Origin of the sequence: Arthrobacter sp. Marseille-P9274 (assembly GCF_946892675.1) — a bacterium.
Classification (GTDB): Bacteria; Actinomycetota; Actinomycetes; order Actinomycetales; family Micrococcaceae; genus Crystallibacter.
This window is the reverse complement of sequence record NZ_CAMPOV010000001.1, coordinates 550,812-567,825: the sequence shown is the minus strand read 5'-3', so window position 1 is coordinate 567,825 and position 17,014 is coordinate 550,812. Positions and strand designations below refer to the sequence as shown.

Sequence of the window (17,014 nt, the reverse complement as noted above, 5' to 3'; positions counted from 1 at the left end):
GCCGGCGGGCCGTGTCAGGAGGACGGCGCTGCGCGGAACGCTTCCTCGGCTACCGAGGCCGCGCCGGGCACGGCCTCGCGGATTACGGAGGCCGCCTCGCGGGCCCGATGCGCGGGCGCCATCGTCTCCTCTTCGGCCCCGGGCGTCCATGACAACGTAATTTGCATGCCGTCTGCGAGTTCACTGATCCGCAGCGTCAGGTCTTCGTCGTAGAGATCACGACGCCGTCCGAGGCCTTCGCTTTCGGCCTGGGCCGTGAGATGGGCAACCGCGAGGGCCATCGCCCTGCCCCAGTCGTACGGGTGCTTGCTGTTCGTCTTCGTGGTGGCTGAGTACTGGAAATCCTGCATTCCGTGTCCTTTGGCTCTCCGATGCGCGGCTCCGTTGCCGCACGCAGATCATCTTCAGCATAGGACGCGCTCCGCCGGCGTGTCTTGGGTCTTTCGGCAGGGAATCCGATGGCCCCCTGTGTGGGCCGGCTAGCGGACTGCGGCCTCGGGCTCGAAGCCCATCAGCAGCTCGGGCTCAAGCTCGATGGTCTCGCAGTTGAGCACGTGCGCGTGCGGCTCGCCGCGAAGCAGGCCCATCGTGACCCGGATGAGCGTGCCGTGGGCAACGGCGATGATCCGGCGGCCCGCATTTTCCCGGACGAGCTGCTGCAGTGCCTCCACGCTGCGCGCCGCGACGTCGGCCTCGGACTCGGAAACCAGCAGCAGCTTGTCGATGTCCTCGCGCTCCATGCCGAGCAGGACGGAGCCCTCGGCCCCGCGGAAGTCGCGTTCGATCAGGTCGGGAACGGTGAGTGAGAGGTCGAGGCCGACGTGGCTGCCGATGATTTCTGCGGTTTCGACCGCGCGCCGCAGCGGGGAGGATACGAGCAGGTCCCAATCCTGTGCGGCGAGGGCGGCGCCAGCGTCGTTCGCCTGCCTCCGGCCCAGGTCATTCAGCGGAATGTCAGTCCGTCCCTGCAGGCGTCCCGCGGAATTCCAATCCGTTTCGCCATGTCGCACCAGTGCCAGCACCCTTAGGCCTCCTCATTTCGGTCCCTCTCCATCCTGCCCTAACGTCCAGTGGATCGGAAACGCGGGCCCAGGGTTGGTAGGGCCTGGTGAACGGCGGGTAAACGATTCATGAGGGGGCTCTCATCAAGGAATCATTCTCGTTTCATGAAGGCTCGGTTCACTAGTGGATGTCAACGGAACCCGCACCAAGGAGCAAGCAAATGAGCCTCGTAATCCACCCCAGCGATTTCCCCTCGATGGCGGACTCGCACGTTGATCCGGAACGGCTGCGCCGCGCCAAGAAGGCCTACACCACGCGTTTCCTGGCCGATGCGCTAACCCTGGACGCCAGCGGTTATGAACTGTGGGATGCCACTCCCTCGGCCGGCGACGTCGTCCTGGCCCGCGTGACGGACATCGGGCACCACAAGCGCCTGGAAAGCCCGGCCTCCCGCCGGCAGAGCATGTTCGTGGGCGACGAGATCCTGGTCGCATACGGCAACCGCTACGCACCTGACCAGTTCCGCGCCGTGGTTCCCGCAGACCTTGGCCCGTGCTCGCTGGTGGCCGGCGGCGGACTGGCCGCCACGGTCGTCGAGCAGCACGCCGACATCATCCGGGCCACCTCCATCGAGCCGCTCGGGTTGCTCGCCAGGAATGGCGTGGTGGTCAACCTGCAGGACTCCGCCCCGCACCGGGTCAGCTCTGTGACGGCGCTGCCCGGCCGGCCGCAGGTCATCGCGGTGCTGGGCACCTCCATGAACTCGGGCAAATCGACCACGTTGGGCTGCCTGGTCAACGGCCTGGGCCGGGCCGGGCTGACGGTGTCCGCGGGGAAGGCGACCGGCACCGGCGCCGGCAACGATCCGCGTCTCTTTACCGACGCCGGGGCCAAGCGCGTGCTGGACTTCACGGACTTCGGCTTCCCGACCACCTACCTGCTTGACTACCCGACGGTCCGCGGCCTGCTGACCAGCATGATCGACGCGCTGACCACGGCGGAGACCGACGTCGTCGTGGTGGAAATCGCGGACGGCGTCTACCAGGGGGAGACAGCGCGGCTGCTGCGCGATCCGGTGTTCCACAGCGCGGTGGACCGAGTGGTCTTCGCGGCCGCCGATGCCCTCGGCGCCGCGGCGGGCGTGGAGGTCCTGCGCCAGGCCGGCGTGGCCCTGGCCGCCGTGTCGGGCCTGCTGACGGCGTCGCCGCTGGCCGCCCGGGAAGCGTCCGGCGTCATCGACGCACCCGTCATCGACACCTACGAGCTGTGCAACCCGTCGACGGCCGTGAAGCTGCTGCCGGCGCGCAAGTAGGCCGCCGCACCATGACGGATAACTCCCTGCCTAAGCTGCTCGCCGGCCGGCGCCGGGGGCTGATGGCCCTGCTGATCGGGACCGGTCTGGCCATGGCCGCCCTGGCGGGCGCGAGCGCGCTGCTGATGACGCGGCTGCTGGACGGCGGCCCAGCGGCCGGCAGCACGGGGCCGGCGGTCGCCGGACTCGCCGCCGCCGCGCTGGGTGTCGGCGCGCTGCGTGCACTGGAGCGCGTGCTGGCCGAAAAGCTGGGCCAGGACTACATCCATGAGATCCGCAAGGGCCTGGTGAAATCGGCGCTGGCCACCGACCGGGGGCCGTCGCCGGGCGTGACGATCGCCCGCAACACCAACGACCTCTCCAGCGTGCGGAACTGGATCGCGCTGGGAATTGCGCCGCTGGCCGTGGGCATCCCGCTGATCCTTGGAACAGCCGTGGCGCTGTGGTTCCTTTCACCCGCACTCTCCGCCGCCGTCGTCGTTCCCCTGGTGGTGCTCACCGGCGGACTGGCTCTGCTCGCCCGTCCGGCCTTCCACCGCGCCCGGACGCTCCGCCGGCAGCGCGGACGGCTGGCGGCGCGGCTGGCCGACACCGTGATCGCCGCGGGCACCATCCGGGCCGCCGGCGGCGAGGCCCGCGAGGTCAGGCAGGTGGACAAGGCCGGCCGCAAGGTCGTCGATGCCGCCGTCCACCGCGCGGCGATCGCCGGCTGGATCCGCGGGTCCGCAGCGGCCGGCGCCGCCCTGGGCAGCGCCGCGGTCGCCGCCGTCGGCGTGTGGCAGGCGGTTCCGACGCCTACCATTGCGGCGGGGCTGACGATCGTGGGCATGATCGCCGCACCGGTGGCGGACTCGGGCCGGGTGGTCGAGTACCGGCAGAACTTCAAGGCCGCCCGGCGCATCCTCGCGCCGGCGCTGGCCGTGGCGGCAGAAGCCAGGGAAGAACGACGGCGCCGCGGCCCCGGGGCGGTCCCGTCCGGTGCCGGCGCGGCGGCGGGAATGGACGGCGGGGACCTGCCGGGTTCGGTGCTGGTCACCGGCCTCTCCGAGTGCCGCAACTGTGCGGTGCCTGACCTGCACGCCGGCCCGGGGGACCGGGTGCGGATCCGGTCGGCGGACCCGGCCACGGAGACACGCGTGCTGGAGAAGCTGATCGGCGTGCGCAGCGAACCGGATGCCTACACGCAGATCGACGGGAAGTCCCTGCTGGACAGCGGGGGCCGGACGCGGCGGGAGCTGCTGGGCTATGTGGCCGCGGGGACGTACCTTGAGCGCGGTTCGATCGCGCGCAGCGTCCGCTACCGGATGCCCGATCTGGATCCGGCGGCCGGAACCTCGGCGCTGGAACGGGTGGGGCTTGCCGAGCGGATCGCCCGGCTGTCCCGCGGCGAGCAGACCCAGCTGAAGCGCGGCGGGGAGCCGCTGTCGACGTCGGAGCGGGCACGGCTGCTGCTGGCCAGGGCCGCGCTCGGCGACCCGCCGCTGCTGGTCCTGAACCGGATCGACGCCGACCTGGACCACGCGGGAATGGCGGTGCTGGCAGGCCTGGTCCGGGACTATCCGGGCGTGGTCCTGTTCGCCTCGGACCACCCCGGCTCCGTGGCGGGGGAGTACACCGAGTGGAACGTCGACTGCCCGCACGCCGGGCTGGACCTGGTGTGGGCGTCCTACAGCTGGAAGGGCGACCGGGCCAGCATCTGACCCGCACAGTTCCGAACGAGCACGTGGTCGTCGAGCGGTGAAGCGTCCTGGCGCCGGCTTAGGGTTCTGCCTGGAGCCGGCGCTCCAGTACGTGGTCGCGCAGGACCAGCCGGGCGGTGGGAAAGTCCATGCCGCCGACCGTGCGGAAGCCGTTCTTGGCGTAGAACTTCTGCGCGCGCAGATTGTGTTCGTTGACGGAGAGCCACACGGCATGGGCGCCGGCGCGCCGCGCGGTGTCGAGGGTCGCGGCCATCAGTCGTTGCGCCAGCCCGCTGCCGTGGGCGTCGGCGCGGACGTAGAACTTGCTCAGCATGGACGCCGGCTGGACGGTGAGCGCCGCCCGCACCTCTTCATCCGCGGGCGGGGTGTGGATGAGCATGCTGTAGCCCGCCAGGACCGGCGAAACCTCCGCATCGTCCTCGACCACCAGCAGGCTGCGGCGCGGATCGGCCAGGTACTGCTCGAAATGCTGTGCGCCAAGGTTGGCCGCCACGTAGCCGGAGATGTCCTCGGCCGTCATCTCGGGCGGGCAGGCCATGGGGAAGGTGGCGGCCGCGCACTCGGCAAGTGCGGTGCCCTCGCCCGGGAGGGCGGCGCGGATGCTTGACGACGGCGGTGCCTCCGCGGCGGGAGGGGTCACGTTACTCACGCGCACCATTTTAGGCGCGCACCGCCGTTGTTCGTCGAAACGGGTCTGCCGGGCTACTCGCTCCGGATTACGTGGCAGTGAGGGAACGGCGCGGATTCTTCGGGTCCAGGATCAGCGACAGCGCGATGCCGAGCATCCAGACGTCCTTGGCCAGGGCGGTGCCCTCGGTGGTCGGGCGGACGCTGCCTTCCTGCGTCATGCCCGGAGTCTTGAGGTACATGCCGACCAGCGAACCGGAGAAGACGGCCAGGGCCAGCCCGGCGAGCCGGCTCGGGATGAAGGGCGCCAGCAGCATGCTGCCGACGGCGATCTCCCCGTAGCTGACGAACTTGCCGAACTGCTCGGGTTCCATCTGCTTGACCTGCGGGAAAATGTTGGCGGCCATGGCCTGGATGCCGGCCGCGCTGTCCCTGTCCAGGCCCGTCTTGCCGAGGCCGGAATTGAGGATGAATCCGCCGGTGGCGAGGCGGAGCGGGATATGGCTGAGCTTCATGATGGTCCTCTCGTACGCCGGAATACGGTCGACGTTTTAGAGCCTACGTCCCTGCGGCGCGTGCCGCCAGAGCGCAATAATCCGTAGTTCGACGGCCTGTTAACTTGAAGTTTGAGCCCCGTCTGCTTGGATGGATTGTAGTAAGAACCGTTAAACCCGGTTCAACCAGCAGAAAGCAAATGATGGATTACATCCAGGCCGAGCATCCCAGGCCGAACCATTTCATACTGCACATGAGCGACACCCATCTGGTGGGCGGCTCGGATCCCCTCTATGGAAGCGTCGACAGCGAGGCACGGCTGCGCGAGGTCTTCGACGGCCTCGAGTCGTCGGGATCGCAGCCGGAAGCGATCGTTTTCACCGGCGACCTCGCGGACAAGGGGGAGCCAGAGGCGTACGAGAAGCTGCGCGCGATCGTCGAGCCATCCGCCCGGCGCCTCGGGGCCGAGGTGATCTGGGTGATGGGCAACCATGACGACCGGGCGAACCTGCGCGCCGGGCTGATGGACTTGCCGGCGGACATGGCGCCGCTGGACAAGAGCTACGACGTCGGCGGCCTGCGCATCGTGACGCTGGACTCCACCGTCCCCGGCTTCCATCACGGCGAGGTCAGCGACCAGCAGCTGCAGTGGCTCGAGGACGAACTGGCCGTCCCCGCGCCGGACGGGACCATCCTGGCCCTGCACCACCCGCCGGTCCCCAGCGTGCTGGACTTGTCCGTGCTGGTGGAGCTGCGGGACCAGCGCCGGCTGGCGGACGTGGTGCGCGGCAGCGACGTGCGCTCCATCCTGGCCGGCCACCTGCACTATTCGACGACGGCGACCTTCGCCGGCGTCCCCGTCTCCGTCGCCTCCGCCACCTGCTACACCCAGGACCTGAACGTGCCCGTGGGAGGCACCCGCGGCCGGGACGGCGCGCAGGCCTACAACCTGGTGCATGTCTACGACGAGACGATCGTCCACTCCGTCGTGCCGGTCGGCGAGCACCCGACCGTCGGGCAGTACGTGGACGCCGAGGAGACGCAGCGCCGGCTGGAGGCCGCCAAGATCCGGATCCCGGACGGCAGCCGGGAGCTCAGCCGGGTCTAGCAGGAGCTGCCGGTTACAGAGGCATCCCCTGGGACCGGTTCAGCTGGGACCGCTTCAGCGGTTCCGCGCGGCGGAGACAATCCGGGCGACCGCCTGTCCGCTGACCCAGACCAGCGGAATCATGACGGCGAGCACGGCGATCGGGTTCGGAATGAAGCTTGCCCGGCCGTTCTCGTCCGCGGCCAGGATGCCGACCGGAAGCACCGCGCCGCCCCCGCCCCCGCCGCCGTCGTTCCCGGTTCCGCCGCCGCCGAAACCGACCTTAACCAGCGCCACGGGAATGACCTGCTGGTCGCCCACCTGCACGGGATCGCCGAAGGAGCGGCGCCAGGCAAAGGACTTGAAGTCCTCGGAGAGCATGGACAGGATGCTGCGCCGTTCGCCCGGGGCAGCCGTTGAGGAGTCGTTGGACATGCTGCCAGCCTAGATGCCGGCGGACCGGGCGGGAAGTAGCAAAGGGCCCGCGCGGCGGGCGGGAAGCGGGCGTCGGCCAGCGGTGCCCTAACGCCTCCGGGGTCACTTCTCCCAGGGCGCGGGGACCGGGAAGTACTTCTCGAGGAAGTCCGTCACGACATTCTGCCGTTCGTCCGCCGGGACCTCCGGGAAGCTGCCGTCGTTGAGGCAGAAGAAGTCATGGTTGCGCTTCTTGAGCAGCCGGGCCAGCTGCCTCAGGCCGGAGTACATGGTGGTGTCGACGTACTTCACCTTGGCCTGGGTCTGCGTGACGGCGCGGCCGGTGAGCAGGGCGTAGTAGTGGTACAGCGAGTTGGTGACCGAAATGTTGTCCTTGGCGCGGAAGCGGCTGGCGGCGGTGGCGGTGAACTGCTCGGCGAAGACGTCCTCCATTTCGAACAGTACGCTCTTGCGCAGGGGCGCGGCGCAGTGCTCGAGATGGCGGGTGGTGATCCGGCCGAAGCGTTCGTAGAGCAGCTTTCGGTTGACCCGGGCGGCGTTCTCGAAGCCGGAGCGGTCCAGATGGTTGTCGCCGAGGCCGATCCGGGTGCTGGCCTCGATGAACTTGGTGATGCCGCCGGGGGAGAAGAAGACATCCGGGCCGACGGGGCGGCCGAAGAACATGTCGTCGTTGGAGTAGAGGAAGTGTTCGCTCAGGCCCTCGATGTGCTGGAGCTGGGCCTCCACGGCCTGCGAATTGTGGGTGGGCAGCACGGAGGGGTCTTTGAAGTGCTCCTCGCTGCGCACGATGGTGATCGCTGCGTGCTCCGCATCCAGCCATTCCGGAACGGGGGAGTCCGTGGCGATGAAGATGTGCCGGATCCAGGGAGCGAACATGTGCACGGAGCGCAGCGCATATTTGAGCTCGTTGATTTGGCGGAAGCGGGCATCCGCCTCGTCGCCTTCGCCGAGGGCGACGCCTTCCTGGCGCTTGCGGCGGGCAGCCTGGTAGGCCGGATCGTTGCCGTCCACCCAGGAGAAGACGATGTCGATCTCGAAGTCGATGTCCGTGGCGTGGTCCGCGAACATGTTCTCGATCGTGGGCCACTCCAGGCCGTAGCGGAAGACGGTGCCCCGGACGGCTTCGGCGGCGGGAAGCGAGCGGCGGGTCAGCGAATTCTCGATCGGCAGGACCACATGGTCGCCTTCCCAGCGCCAGAGTTCGATCTGCACGCCGGCGGACTGCCCGTAGACGAGGCCGCCGTTGGGCTCGATGCGCGGGCGGTAGAGCCGGAAGATGCGGGCCTTGTTGCCCTCGGCGAGGAGGCCGTCGCCGACCAGCAGCGCGGTCTTCTTCTTCGCGTCCACGGTCATCGAGTAGAAGGGCTCGTTGCGGCAGGCTTCGGCCAGCGCCGACTGCAGTGCCTTGCGGTCTTCCCAATTGACGGCGATCACCGGGCGCGCGTCGTTGCCGCGGACCAGCAGATAGCGCAGGCCCGCGTCGTCGAGCACGCGGCGGATGAAGAGCAGGTCCTCGACCATGGCCTCGTGCGGCGTGCGATCCCGGTTGACGAGGGCGTAGCGCCGCTTGACCTTGACGACGTCGGCGCGGTCTTCCAGGCGTGCGACGGCGGCGGGTGAAGTGACCTCGACGACGTCGCGCTGGGTCTCCTCCGGCTCCGGCGCACCGAAGTAGGCGCCGGCAATGTCAGTTGGGGCAAGCGAGTCCGTGATGGAAGGATCCTCTTTCATGGGCAGGGCAGATGTAGCGGATTCCCTCCATAGTAAGCCCAGCGGCGCTGCGGCCGTCCCGTCAGCTTCCGGTGCGCGGAGGATGGACCGTGGCGGCGAGCAGCCGCTGCGTATACGCATGCTGCGGGGAGGAGAAGAGGTGTTCCGCCGGACCCTGCTCCACGATCCTGCCGCGCTGCATTACCGCCACCCGGTCGCTCATGTGCCGGACAACGCCGAGGTCGTGGGAGATGAACAGGTAGCTCAGTCCGAACTCCCGCTGCAGGTCGTCCAGCAGGTCCAGGATCTGTGCCTGTACGGATACGTCCAGCGCCGACGCCGGCTCGTCGCAGATGATGATTCTCGGCTTGGGGGCCAGCGCCCGGGCGATCGCCACGCGCTGGCGCTGACCGCCCGAGAGGGTCCGCGTGCCGCGGGCCGCGAAGCGGGCCGGCAGGCCGACCAGATCCAGCAGCCGCGCCGTGTCCGCCGCCTGCGCTTTGGGGTTCAGGCTCCGTCCGCCGGACAAGGCATCGGCCAGCAGCTGGCCGACCGTCAGCCGCGGGTCGAACGAGCTGAGCGGGTCCTGGTAGACGGCGCCGATCAGTGCGCGGCGGCTGCGGCGCTCCCGTTCGGGGAGTCCGCTCCAAGGCTGGCCGAAGAGCCGGACCTCGCCGCCATCCGGCTCGGCCAGGCCGAGCACCAGGCGGGCGGCGGTGGTCTTGCCCGAGCCCGATTCGCCGACCAGGCCCAGCGTCTCGCCGGCGGCCAGTTCGAAGGAGACACTGTCGACGGCGGTGAACGGCTTCTTGTCCGGCGTACGGAAGGATTTTGTGAGCCCGGCAGCCTGCAGGACCGGGGCGGCAGCGGGCGCTTTATCGGCCTGCATCCGAGCGGCAACCGTCAGTTGGCCGGCCGCGGCCGGTCCTGCGGATGCGCCGGATCCGCCAGGTGTTTCGGCGGCGCCGGCTGCCGCCCTCCCGGAAACGTGCGAAGCTGTCTGGTCAGCCGGCTCGGGGGACGCGGAGAGCCGGGTGCCTCGGGGGTGGTCGGCGGGCACGGCACGCAGCAGCTTCCGGGTGTATTCATGGCGCGGCGAGCCCAGTACCTGGGCGGCGGGCCCCAGCTCCACGATCCGGCCCTCCGTCATGACGGCGACCCGGTCCGCGACCGACTCCACGACGGCCAGGTCGTGGCTGATCAGCAGCATCGCGGAGCCCCGCTCCCGCAGGGCGGCGAGGAGGTCCAGGATCTGCGCTTGCACCGTCGCGTCCAGCGCGGTGGTGGGTTCGTCGGCGATGATCAGCTCCGGATCCAGGGCGATGGCCGAGGCGATGAGGGCACGCTGGCGCATGCCGCCGGAGAGCTCGCCGGAGCGCTGGCCGGCGCGCTGGGCCGGGTTGTCCAGGCCCACGTCTTCGAGCAGCGACAGAATCCGGCGGGCCCGGTCCCGCCGGCTGTCTTTCGAGCCGAGCCGGAGCGCGTCATCGATCTCCCGGCCGATGGTGCGCAGCGGGTCGAGCGAGACCAGGGCGTCCTGCAGGATGAAGCCGATCCGGCTGCCGCGCACCTGCTGCCAGGCGCGCTGGCTGAGTCCGGCCAGGTTCCTGCCGGACAGCTCAAGCCGGTCCGTGCTGACCTTCGCGCCGGCCCCGGCCAGGCCGATGAGGGCCCGCGCGGTGACGGACTTGCCGGACCCGGATTCGCCCACCAGCGCCAGGCACTCACCGGCCCGGATCTCCAGCGAGACGCCGCGCACGGCCGGTTCGCCGCCGAAGGCGACATTCAGGTTCTCCAGCCGCAGCACGGCGTCGTTCTTCGAATTCACCGCGACACCGCCCGCCGCTGCAGGGCACGCCCGAGTACCGTCGAGGACGCGGCCGCCAGCACGATGGCCAGGCCGGGGAAGAGCGTCATCCACCACGCCGTGCCCAGATAGGTCCGGCCGGCGGCGAGCATCGCGCCCCATTCGGCGGCCGGCGGCGGCGCCCCGAGGCCAAGGAAGCTCAGGGACGACGCCCATACCACCGCCTGGCCCAAGCCGAGGGTGCCAAGCACAAACACGGGGGAGAGGGCGTTGGGCAGGATGTGCCGCGTCAGCACCTGGGCCGGGCTGCGGCCCAGGACGACGGCGGCCTCCACCATCGGCGAGGAACGCACCTGCACGATCTGGCCGCGGATGATGCGGGCGTAGCCCGGTGCGGTGGACAGGCCGACGGCGACGACCGATGTGGTGATGCCGGGACCCGCGATCGCGATGAAGACCAACGCGAGCAGGAGCCCGGGCAGCGCGAACAGAACCTCTAGGATCCTGCCGATGCCGAAGTCCAGCCAGCGGCCGCCCAGCCCGGCGGCGGTGCCGAGCAGCAGCGCCAGCCCCAGGCCGATGGCTGTGGCGGCGGCGCCGATCAGCAGCGAGGGCCGGGCTCCGTGGACCACGCGGGAGAAGATGTCCCGGCCCGATTCGTCGGTGCCGAACCAGTGCTCGGCGGAGGGGCCCTGGAACGCGTCGCTCGGGTTGATGGCCAGCGGGTCGAACGGGGCCAGCAGGGTCGGGAAGCAGGCGGCGAAGACCAGGAAGAGCGCTACGGCGGCCGCGGCGATTTCCAGGCCGCGCAGGCCCGGGAAATGCGCGGCCAGCGCCGGATCCCGGTGGGTGCGCCTGCTGGAGAAGATGCTCATGCCGTCCGCAGCCTCGGATCCGCCGCCCGTTCGGCGACGTCGCTGGCCGCCATGACCAGCACGTAGGCCAGCGCGGAAACCAGGGCGACGCCGGTCACGAGAGGGATGTCCCGCAGCGTCACGGCGTTCAGCAGCGTCCGGCCCAGCCCCGGCCGGGCGAAGATCGATTCCACCACGACGGCGCCGCTGAGCAGATTCCCGAAGGCCCAGCCGGAAAGCGCGATGCCCGGCAGCGCTGCGTGCCGCAGGGCATGGCGGAAGAGCACCCCGGACTCGCCCTCGCCGCGGGCCCGGGCCGAAAGCGCGAACGGGCTGGACATGGCGGCGAGCATCGACTCGCGCATGACCTGCCCGAGGAAGCCGGCCAGCGGCAGCGCCAGCGTGACGACCGGCAAGATGAGCCCGTCGGCGGAACCGGTGTTCACCGGAGGCAGCCAGCCGAGCGAGTTGCTGAACAGCAGGATCAGCACGCTCGCCAGCCAGAAGTGCGGCACCGCTGCTGCGGCGATCTCAAGCCCGGAGGCGACGACGGCAGCGGCCCTGCCGTTGAGCGTGGACCAGCCGGCGAGGCCGAGGGCCAGCAGCCAGGCCACCAGCAGGGACAGCGCCGCCAGCAGCAGCGTGCCCGGCAGCTGGTTGGCGATCAGGTCCGCCACCGGCATCCGCAGCGAGTAGGAATCGCCCAAATCGCCCCGGAAGAGCCGAGCCAGCTGCGCCGCGTACTGCACCAGGAGCGGCTGGTCCAGGCCATAGTCCCGGCGGACCTGCTCGAGGGCCTCCGGCGAGGCCTGCGAACCCGGTCCGCCCAGGATCGCTTCGGCGGGGTCCCCGGGAATCAGCCGGATGCCGAAGAAGATGAGCGTGGCCACGGCCCAGAGCACGAAGACCGCGCCCAGGACCTTGGCCAGCACCCAGCGGACGGGCTTCAGTTGGTCAGCCACGCATCGTGGAAGGTCGGCGTGGAAACGGTGGGCAGCGCCTTCACGCCGGAGACCTCGGAGCGGTTGAGGAAGTGGTTCTGCTGGTCGTAGAGCGGCAGGATGTAATAGCCCTCGAGCACGATCTTCTGCGCCTCATCGTAGAGCTTCTCGCGCTCCGTCGGCTCCGAAGTTTCGCTGGCCTTCGTCAGCAGCTCGTCCAGCTCATCGGACTTCACCTGCGACAGGTTGGCGAAGTAGCCGCTGGGTGCGGGCTTGGTGCTGTCCGAGTGGTACAGGATCCGCAGGACATCCGGCCCGACCTTGGTATAGGGGGCGCTGACCAGGTTGTAGTTGTTGTCGGCCAGCGCGCCGTACCAGCTGGAGAGGTCCAGCAGGTTCAGCTTGACCTCGAACCCGGCCTCCTTCGCCGTGGCCTGGAACTGCTCGAACAGCGACTGTTCCGCCGGAATCGACTGGTTGGTGCTGACCGGGAACTGCAGCGTCAGCCGCTTGCCGTCCTTGACCCGGTAGCCGTCCGAATCCCGCTCCGTCCAGCCGGCCTCGTCCAGGAGCCGGTTGGCTTCCTCCGGGTCGTACCCGAACAGGGACTGGTCCGAATAGGCCAGCGGTTCCACGCTGGACAGCGGTGAGTAGGACCTCTCGGCGGTGTCGAAGAAGAGGGTGGACACGCCGTCGTTCACGTTCACGGAACGGACAAACGCCTCCCGGACCTTCGGGTCATTGAACGGCGCCTTGCTGCTGTTCAGCTCCAGGCGGTTGGACGCGCCGGGCCGCGGGGCGTCCAGGTGCTTGATGACGTCGCTGCCCTCGGCCGCCTTGATGGTGTCCGGCTGCGCGTTGTCGATGACCTGTACCTCGCCGGCCTGCAGCGCCGCGTACCGGGTGGCGGATTCCGGAATGAACCGCCAGGTGATGGAGTCCAGGTAGGCCGGGCCCTCATGCCAGCCTTCCGCGGGCGGAGCCGAGTAGTCCTCGTTGCGCACCATCGTGACGGATTCCTGCTTGACCCACTTGTCCACGATGAACGGCCCGGTGCCCACCGGGGCGGCGCAGTTCTCCTCCTGGCTGCGCTCCAGGGCCTTCGGGGACTGGATCGCCACCCACGGCATGGTGAAGGACTCGAGCAGCGCGCTGTCCGGCGAGCTCAGCGTCAGCTTCAGGGTCTGCGCGTCGACCGCCTCGGCGCTCTTGATCTTGCCCAGCGCCAGGTAGCCGGTCGAGGATGCCGTCGCGGGGTCCTGCACGTGTTCGATGTTGGCCTTCACGGCCTCGGCGTCCAGCGGCGTGCCGTCCGTGAACTTCACGCCCTCGCGGAGCGTGAAGGTCCAGCTCAGGCCGTCCTCGCTCTGCTCCCAGCTACTGGCCAGCCACGGGATGATCGCGCCGTCGGAATTCTTCGACACCAGCGGCTCAAGGTACTGGCTGGAGATCAGCGCCTGCGGGTAGTTGCCGCCGACATGCGGGTCCAGGCAGGTGGGCTCTGCGTCGCCCGTCGCGTAGACCAGATTGCCCCCGCTGACCGGCTCCCCGCCGTCGTCGGGGGAACTGCCGCCCCCGCTGCATCCGGCCAGAAGTACGACGGCGGCCACGGCACCTACCGCGGCAGGCACACCCCGGACGGGGGTACGGAAGGGAAACGACATTGGGCAACTTCCTCAACTTATCGGCGGGCGGCGGCTGCGCACCCGCGGCAGGGCCCTGCTGGGTAAGACCTGCACCCATCAATGCTAGGCCAGCGGATGCCCCGGGTGTATGCCGCGGGCCTGTGATGTGGGCGAATCCGGCGGTTCTGCAGCCTGTGGAGGACCACAAGCGCGGCCGGCTGTAACCGAAGTCTCATTCGGCCCGGCGGAACCGTACTATGGTGCTGGACCGGCCGGCGGAGCAGCCAGTGCCGGTCCAACAGCACGGGCAGGACCGCCGCCGGTGCTGCCCGCAGCCGAAGATTCTCGAACTGGAGCCTGTCGCGTGCTTGATCAGACGACCATTGAAAAAATTGCCGATGAACTGGTGGACGCCGGCCGGAACCGCCAGCCGGTGCCGCGGCTGACCGCGCGCTACCCGGAGATGACCGTGGAGGATTCCTACGCGGTGCAGAACCTCTGGCGGGAGCGCAGCGAGGCCAACGGCCGGAAGCTGGCCGGGCGCAAGATCGGCCTGACCTCCAAGGCCATGCAGTACGCCACCGGCATCTCCGAGCCGGACTACGGCATCATCTTCGACGACATGATCCTCGAAAACGGCTGCACGGTGAAGTGGGACCAGTACACGCACCCGCGCATCGAAGTGGAACTGGCCTTCGTGCTGAACCGCGACGTCAAGGGCCCCAACGCGACGATCTTCGACGTGCTGAACGCCACCGAGTACGTCGTCCCGGCGCTGGAGATCCTCGACTCCCGGATCGAGATGGAGGGACGCACCATCGTCGACACCATCTCGGACAACGCGGCCATGGGCGCGATGGTCATCGGAGGAAACCCGGTCCGGCCGCAGGACGTGGACCTGCGCTGGATCTCCGCCATCCTCTACAAGAACCAGACGGTGGAGGAAACCGGCGTCGCCGCCGGCGTGCTGAACCACCCGGCCGCCGGGGTCTACTGGCTGGCCAACAAGATCGCACCCCATGGCGACCACCTCAAGGCCGGCGAAACCATCCTCGCCGGTTCCTTCACCCGGCCCATGTGGGTCTACGAGGGTGACACCGTCTTCGCCGACTACGGAAAGCTGGGAACCATCACATGCCGTTTCGAGTAGAAGCCGCGCCGTCCTTCAAGGACCTCATCCGCTCCACCGACCGCACCGTCGCCGGCATGTTCGTCTGCTCCGGCGACGCGGGCGTCGCGGAGATCTGCGCCGGGTCCGGGCTGGACTACCTGCTGATCGACGGCGAGCACGGACCCATGGGCCTGGAGTCGATCCTGGCCCAGCTGCGCGCCGTCGCAGGCTACCCATGCCTTTCGGTGGTCCGCGTGCCGTTCAATGACGCGGTGCTGATCAAGCAGTACCTGGACCTCGGTGCCCAGACCCTGATCGTGCCCATGGTCAACAACGCCGAGCAGGCCGAAGCCGCCGTCGCCGCCATGCACTATCCGCCCCGCGGCATCCGCGGCGTCGGCTCGGCGCTGGCCCGTTCCGCGCGCTGGAACCGGATCCCGGACTACCTGAACCGGGCCGGGGACACCCTGACGCTCATCGTGCAGATCGAAGCGGCGGAGGCCGTGCAGAACGGCGCGGCCATCGCCGGCGTGGACGGCGTCGACGGCGTCTTCATCGGTCCTTCTGACCTGGCCGCCTCGATGGGCGTCCTCGGGCAGCAGGAGCACCCGGACGTGGTCGAGGCCGTGCTGCAGAGCATCCGCGAGGTCAAGGCCGCGGGCAAATTCGTGGGGGTCAACGCCTTCGTCGAAGCCTCCGCCCGGCGCTACATCGACGCCGGCGCGGACTTCGTCAACGTCGGCGCGGACGTCGCCCTGCTGGCCCGCGGCACGGAGGCCCTCGCCGCCAAGTTCATCCAGGCACCCCAGGACGCCCCCGCCGGCACCCCCGCCAGCTACTGAGCCCGCCAGGAACCGGGGTGATCCGTGCGCAGAGGCGGGCCGCCCCGGTTCCACATTCATTGGCCTTTAGTGGCTGGAATGGCCGCTGAATCCAGCCACTAAAGGCCAAATGAATGCGTCCGTAGGGCCTGGCCCGCGCCGGTCCAGCCGCCTGGTCAGGCCAAGAAGGCCTTGGCTTCGAGGTTGAGCGTGCGCCGCTTCACCTCGATGGCCTTCGTGTAGTAGCCCACCAGCTGCTCGCAGAGCACCGGCCAGGTCCGGCCGCGGACGGCGTCCCGGGCGGCCCGGCCGAAGGCGCGGCGCTTGATGTCGTCGCCCACCAGATCCATGACGTAGCCGCGCAGCTCATCCAGCCGGCCCGGCGTGTACAGCCAGCCCGTGCGCGAGGGATTCACCAGATCCAGCGGCCCGCCCCGGCCCACGGCCACCACGGCAACGCCGGCGGCCTGCGCCTCCTGGATCGTCTGGCAGAACGTTTCGGACTCACCCGGATGGACGAACAGGTCGAAGCTGGACACCATCCGCGCCAGGTCCTCGCCGCCCTGGAAGCCGGCGAAGTAGGCCCCGGGGAGCTTCTGCCGGAGAGTGTCCTTCAACGGACCCGAACCAACAATGACCAGCCGCGTGCCCGGAATGTCGGACAGCACGGCCAGATCCTCGACCTGCTTCTCGGCGGCGAGGCGGCCCACAAACCCGATGATCCGCTCACCGTTCGGCGCCACGGAAGCCCGCCACCCGGCGTCGTACTTCTCCGGATTGAAGCGCGCGCTGTCCACGCCCCGCCGCCACAGATGCACCCGCGGCACCGAGTGTGAATGCAGCTGGTTCATCGCGAAGCTCGACGGGGCCAGCGTGACGGTGGAAAGCTCGTGGATGTTCTCCACGTGCTGCCACAGCAGCTGCTCGAGCCAGGGAGCCCCGTAGCGGGCCGCGTAGGCGGGCACTTCGGTCTGGTAGATGGAGACCGCGGGCAGGCCGAGCTGGTGCGCCGCCTGGACCGCACGCCAGCCGAGCACGAACGGCGAGGCCACGTGCACCACGTCCGGCGCGAAATCGGCCAGGATCCGCCGGATCCGGGTGACGGTCCCGGCGGCCACGCGGACGTTCGGATAGCCGTGCAGCGGGATGGACGGCAGGCGGTGCACCGGGTAGCCCTGGACCTCGGCGGGCGCCTCGTCATCGAGCCACGACGAGGCCGGCGCGATGATCAGGGCGTCGTCTCCGCGGCGGCGCAGATGCGCAATCACTTGGAGGAGCGAGTGGGTGACGCCGTTCATATGCGGCAGGAACGATTCAGCAACAATGGCTATCCTCACACAGCCAGCGTGGACGCCGCGGTAGGACGGCGGGGGAGCGGGACGTGACGTGACGGTGAACACCAAGCCAAAGCCTGACGACGGCGGCGCCTCGCCTGGGCGGGCACGCGGCGGCATGCTGTGGTGGCTGTGGCACGGGACATAGCGTCT

Annotated in this window: 16 protein-coding genes; 5 read left to right on the top strand and 11 right to left on the bottom strand. The window is 69.4% G+C overall.

Features of this window, described 5'->3' with window-relative positions:
* Positions 1 to 14 precede the first annotated feature (14 nt).
* Complete coding sequence (locus OC550_RS02590) at positions 15 to 350, bottom strand: hypothetical protein (RefSeq protein ID WP_262103741.1); 336 nt, start codon at positions 348 to 350, stop codon at positions 15 to 17.
* A 129-nt stretch (positions 351 to 479) separates the two neighbouring features.
* Entirely contained in the window at positions 480 to 1,022 is a 543-nt protein-coding gene (locus OC550_RS02585; RefSeq protein WP_262103740.1) for a histidine phosphatase family protein, read from the bottom strand.
* Positions 1,023 to 1,222: 200 nt separating this feature from the next.
* On the opposite strand from OC550_RS02585, the gene OC550_RS02580 reads away from it, so the two are divergent.
* Both OC550_RS02580 and OC550_RS02575 read left to right on the top strand, forming a co-directional pair.
* Positions 1,223 to 2,314, top strand: coding sequence for a DUF1611 domain-containing protein (locus OC550_RS02580; protein ID WP_262103739.1), 1,092 nt, complete (start codon positions 1,223 to 1,225; stop codon positions 2,312 to 2,314).
* 11 nt (positions 2,315 to 2,325) lie between these two features.
* On the top strand, positions 2,326 to 4,014 hold the full coding sequence (locus OC550_RS02575) for an ABC transporter ATP-binding protein (protein ID WP_262103738.1): 1,689 nt from the start codon (positions 2,326 to 2,328) through the stop codon (positions 4,012 to 4,014).
* A gap of 58 nt (positions 4,015 to 4,072) precedes the next feature.
* Here the strand turns inward: OC550_RS02575 and OC550_RS02570 are convergent, their stop codons facing one another.
* A complete protein-coding gene (locus tag OC550_RS02570) occupies positions 4,073 to 4,663 on the bottom strand; it encodes a GNAT family N-acetyltransferase (RefSeq protein ID WP_262103737.1) in 591 nt (196 codons plus the stop codon).
* Positions 4,664 to 4,730: 67 nt separating this feature from the next.
* Positions 4,731 to 5,156 carry a DoxX family membrane protein gene (locus OC550_RS02565; RefSeq protein ID WP_262103736.1) on the bottom strand — a complete coding sequence of 142 codons (426 nt, stop codon included), beginning with the start codon at positions 5,154 to 5,156 and terminating at the stop codon, positions 4,731 to 4,733.
* Between the two features lie 182 nt (positions 5,157 to 5,338).
* On the opposite strand from OC550_RS02565, the gene OC550_RS02560 reads away from it, so the two are divergent.
* Positions 5,339 to 6,244 carry a phosphodiesterase gene (locus OC550_RS02560; RefSeq protein ID WP_262106232.1) on the top strand — a complete coding sequence of 302 codons (906 nt, stop codon included), beginning with the start codon at positions 5,339 to 5,341 and terminating at the stop codon, positions 6,242 to 6,244.
* Positions 6,245 to 6,298: 54 nt separating this feature from the next.
* On the opposite strand, the gene OC550_RS02555 is transcribed toward OC550_RS02560, so the two are convergent.
* The 6 genes from OC550_RS02555 to OC550_RS02530 form a co-directional block, all read right to left on the bottom strand.
* On the bottom strand, positions 6,299 to 6,658 hold the full coding sequence (locus tag OC550_RS02555) for a hypothetical protein (protein WP_262103735.1): 360 nt from the start codon (positions 6,656 to 6,658) through the stop codon (positions 6,299 to 6,301).
* A gap of 102 nt (positions 6,659 to 6,760) precedes the next feature.
* The gene (locus tag OC550_RS02550; RefSeq protein ID WP_262103734.1) at positions 6,761 to 8,389 is read right to left on the bottom strand and encodes a stealth family protein; all 1,629 of its coding nucleotides are present in this window, start codon (positions 8,387 to 8,389) and stop codon (positions 6,761 to 6,763) included.
* Between the two features lie 61 nt (positions 8,390 to 8,450).
* The gene (locus OC550_RS02545) at positions 8,451 to 10,196 is read right to left on the bottom strand and encodes an ABC transporter ATP-binding protein (protein ID WP_262103733.1); all 1,746 of its coding nucleotides are present in this window, start codon (positions 10,194 to 10,196) and stop codon (positions 8,451 to 8,453) included.
* Positions 10,193 to 11,050, bottom strand: coding sequence for an ABC transporter permease (locus tag OC550_RS02540; protein WP_262103732.1), 858 nt, complete (start codon positions 11,048 to 11,050; stop codon positions 10,193 to 10,195). The genes OC550_RS02545 and OC550_RS02540 overlap by 4 nt, the downstream gene beginning before the upstream one ends.
* Positions 11,047 to 11,991, bottom strand: a complete 945-nt coding sequence (locus OC550_RS02535; RefSeq protein ID WP_262103731.1) for an ABC transporter permease — start codon at positions 11,989 to 11,991, stop codon at positions 11,047 to 11,049. The genes OC550_RS02540 and OC550_RS02535 overlap by 4 nt, the downstream gene beginning before the upstream one ends.
* Positions 11,976 to 13,634, bottom strand: coding sequence for an ABC transporter substrate-binding protein (locus OC550_RS02530; protein ID WP_262103730.1), 1,659 nt, complete (start codon positions 13,632 to 13,634; stop codon positions 11,976 to 11,978). The genes OC550_RS02535 and OC550_RS02530 overlap by 16 nt, the downstream gene beginning before the upstream one ends.
* Positions 13,635 to 13,959: 325 nt before the next feature.
* Between OC550_RS02530 and hpaH the strand changes: the two genes are divergently transcribed.
* Positions 13,960 to 14,745 (top strand): 2-oxo-hept-4-ene-1,7-dioate hydratase, encoded by a 786-nt coding sequence (hpaH, locus tag OC550_RS02525; RefSeq protein ID WP_262103729.1) that lies wholly within the window; start codon positions 13,960 to 13,962, stop codon positions 14,743 to 14,745.
* The gene (locus OC550_RS02520) at positions 14,730 to 15,548 is read left to right on the top strand and encodes an HpcH/HpaI aldolase/citrate lyase family protein (protein ID WP_262103728.1); all 819 of its coding nucleotides are present in this window, start codon (positions 14,730 to 14,732) and stop codon (positions 15,546 to 15,548) included. Before hpaH ends, OC550_RS02520 begins: the two co-directional genes overlap by 16 nt.
* 155 nt (positions 15,549 to 15,703) lie before the next feature.
* On the opposite strand, the gene OC550_RS02515 is transcribed toward OC550_RS02520, so the two are convergent.
* Positions 15,704 to 16,864 (bottom strand): glycosyltransferase family 1 protein, encoded by a 1,161-nt coding sequence (locus OC550_RS02515; protein ID WP_262103727.1) that lies wholly within the window; start codon positions 16,862 to 16,864, stop codon positions 15,704 to 15,706.
* Positions 16,865 to 17,014 lie beyond the last annotated feature (150 nt).

What these genes read in the sequence shown, in the direction of transcription:
- OC550_RS02590 (WP_262103741.1), bottom strand. Translation starts at nt 350, where the DNA reads ATGCAGGATTTCCAGTACTCAGCCACCACGAAGACGAACAGCAAGCAC.
- OC550_RS02580 (WP_262103739.1), top strand. Translation starts at nt 1,223, where the DNA reads ATGAGCCTCGTAATCCACCCCAGCGATTTCCCCTCGATGGCGGACTCG.
- OC550_RS02575 (WP_262103738.1), top strand. Translation starts at nt 2,326, where the DNA reads ATGACGGATAACTCCCTGCCTAAGCTGCTCGCCGGCCGGCGCCGGGGG.
- OC550_RS02565 (WP_262103736.1), bottom strand. Translation starts at nt 5,156, where the DNA reads ATGAAGCTCAGCCATATCCCGCTCCGCCTCGCCACCGGCGGATTCATC.
- OC550_RS02560 (WP_262106232.1), top strand. Translation starts at nt 5,339, where the DNA reads ATGGATTACATCCAGGCCGAGCATCCCAGGCCGAACCATTTCATACTG.
- OC550_RS02555 (WP_262103735.1), bottom strand. Translation starts at nt 6,658, where the DNA reads ATGTCCAACGACTCCTCAACGGCTGCCCCGGGCGAACGGCGCAGCATC.
- OC550_RS02550 (WP_262103734.1), bottom strand. Translation starts at nt 8,389, where the DNA reads ATGAAAGAGGATCCTTCCATCACGGACTCGCTTGCCCCAACTGACATT.
- OC550_RS02540 (WP_262103732.1), bottom strand. Translation starts at nt 11,050, where the DNA reads ATGAGCATCTTCTCCAGCAGGCGCACCCACCGGGATCCGGCGCTGGCC.
- OC550_RS02530 (WP_262103730.1), bottom strand. Translation starts at nt 13,634, where the DNA reads ATGTCGTTTCCCTTCCGTACCCCCGTCCGGGGTGTGCCTGCCGCGGTA.
- OC550_RS02520 (WP_262103728.1), top strand. Translation starts at nt 14,730, where the DNA reads ATGCCGTTTCGAGTAGAAGCCGCGCCGTCCTTCAAGGACCTCATCCGC.